Origin of the sequence: Candidatus Accumulibacter vicinus (assembly GCF_000584955.1) — a bacterium.
Lineage (GTDB): Bacteria > Pseudomonadota > Gammaproteobacteria > Burkholderiales > Rhodocyclaceae > Accumulibacter > Accumulibacter vicinus.
The window spans coordinates 25,615-27,862 of sequence record NZ_JDSS02000051.1; the positions used below are offsets into that span (position 1 = coordinate 25,615).

A 2,248-nucleotide genomic window follows, 5' to 3' on the forward strand; every position below is an offset into this window, starting at 1 on the left:
GTGTTAGAGCCCACGGCGGTTCTCCATGAACTCACGGACGACAACTGCTGCCTGCGACGGCAGCACCTGAAGCAGGAAATGCGGAGCCTGAAACTCCACGACCTTGGCGGCGGGTGCAAGAGCGACAACCGATTGAGACGCAGACTCGGGCACAACGCGATCTTCCGAAGCTCGGAGATAGAGCACCGGCACGCCGACGCTGGCCAGCAAAGCCGAAACATCGACCAAGAGCGCCGCCCGGGCACGCGCTCGAAGGACCGACGGAGAGACTTGGGCAAGCGACTCAGCCAGCGACCGACGGAGCGCCGGGGACGAGAAACGGCCAAGGACGAAGAAACTGAGCAGTGCCAAAGGCAACGCCGCAACAGGGGCGACGGCTAGCAAGGGCCGAAACACGGCAAGCGACGGCCGAGGGCTGCGTGCGAAGGAGCAACACAAGACAAGCCCGAGCAACCCGGACGGACGAGAGGCAGCAATGGAGATTGCGATTGGCCCGGAGAAAGACTCGCCGAGAAGAAAGAACGGTAGGTCCTTCGGGAGGAAGGAACGAGCGATGGGCTCTAGTTCCGAGTAACCAATGGCGGTGTCAGTTGGGTAGGACACCACGGTGATCTTTACGTCCGGCCCGAAGGAAGCGGCAAAGTTTGCGAACAGCAAGCCAGTACCGTCGAGACCAGGGAGCAAGACCAAGGCGACCATGGGTTGTGGGCTCTAACGTGGAGGTCAGCGGCGCTGCGCCGAAGGGTTAGGCATGCATCACCAAAATACTCTTTTAACAAGTTGATCAGGCGGGGTTAGTTGGCAATTCCTTACACCTTGTGAACTTGCCCAGCCGTGAAAAACTCGATTATTTTTACTTTTCATGCTGCCCATCAACAATTGGTAGGATCGTTGCTCAGCCAGTACGCGGCCGTTGGTCCGATCTTTAACATAAAAAATAAATGGCCGTATTTCGTAATCGTCCAATTCGCCGTACTCAATGCCGATGTAATACCTAACACCCGATATTGACTCAATTGTTCTATTTGGCTCGCATTTGTGAAGAAAGGTGGCCTCACTCTCCCCATGTGTTCTTACTGTTACGTAATGAGTTTTACGGCATTCACGGGGTGTTTCTGGACCATTTACGCCTGTCTCGTTAGTGTTATAAACGACCTCCAGCAATTTGCCATTACCACCCATTAGATTACGGAGTAGGAAGCCGGGACGGTACTCTAAATCTAACGCTGGCAGATTCGCTGCGCCAATTGGTTCATCAAACTTTTTGAACACAGGCTTTGATTCTGCGTCATTGAGTAATCCAAACGCTCCAACCTCACTAAGAAGAACACTCCCATCGGCTGATTTTTCAGTAATTGTCTCTTTGGCGCTCTCCCTGCAACGTCGCTCAAGTACCGCAATCCTTTCTTCGTCAGAGTAATTAGAAAGCGATTCCGATTTGCATGCGCAAACTGAGATGCACATACAACATAACATTACCGTTCTAAACATGCTCTCTGATGCCTAACGTGAAGGTGAGGGGTGACGTGCCGGCCCTGCCGGCACGGCGTCCCAGCGGCGTAGCCGCGCCTCGACCGTAGTGTTAGGAGAAGGCACTATTAGCATGCCAAATATGTGCTGCAACAATTAGCAGTGCCATGGGGACAAGAGCAACACCAAATGCCCACAAATGAGGTGCAGCAATAGTCATCTCGCCAAGTTTCGTTTTGACCCGACGCTTTAAGAACAGATAGAAAATCAGAACACTACTGATTTGTTGAAGAAATGGGAATAGACGGAAAATTGTGTTCCCAGAGTACTGAGTGAAAATGAGATTAAGCACACCACAGATAAAGAAGATGGCTATACCCACCAACCAAGCTAGTAGCACTGGTTTAAATAAAGCCAGCAATCTGACGGTGATGGACACCCGGGTGCTATATCGATTAATGACCGCGATAACAATAGCCATAGCACCCCAGGACGCGAGGTAAATCACAAGCGATGGTATTGCTACGATCATTAACATGCCAAGCCAACCAAGAGCGAACATGCTTTTCCTAACGTGGAGGTCACCGGCGCTGCGCGGCTTTATCGCGCAGCGTCCGGTGGACCGCAGGGTTAGAGAATGCGGGTGCCATAGCTGGCAAACCACGTAAGAAACGCCTCGATGTCGTGGCTCATTCGAAGGGCGTTAACAGTGATGACTTTCACTTTGGAAAACGTAACCGTTCACACCCCCGCAAAAATTCACGCGCAGCGGCAAGTT

3 protein-coding genes are annotated in these 2,248 nt (G+C 52.4%); all 3 read right to left on the bottom strand.

The window, feature by feature from the left end:
* Window positions 1-3: 3 nt before the first annotated feature.
* Window positions 4-699 carry an alpha/beta hydrolase gene (locus CAPSK01_RS20045; protein ID WP_034931017.1) on the bottom strand — a complete coding sequence of 232 codons (696 nt, stop codon included), beginning with the start codon at window positions 697-699 and terminating at the stop codon, window positions 4-6.
* 57 nt (window positions 700-756) lie between these two features.
* Window positions 757-1,491 carry a hypothetical protein gene (locus tag CAPSK01_RS24185; protein WP_273704177.1) on the bottom strand — a complete coding sequence of 245 codons (735 nt, stop codon included), beginning with the start codon at window positions 1,489-1,491 and terminating at the stop codon, window positions 757-759.
* 91 nt (window positions 1,492-1,582) lie between these two features.
* Window positions 1,583-2,032 carry a hypothetical protein gene (locus CAPSK01_RS20050; protein WP_034931019.1) on the bottom strand — a complete coding sequence of 150 codons (450 nt, stop codon included), beginning with the start codon at window positions 2,030-2,032 and terminating at the stop codon, window positions 1,583-1,585.
* Between the last annotated feature and the right edge of the window lie 216 nt (window positions 2,033-2,248).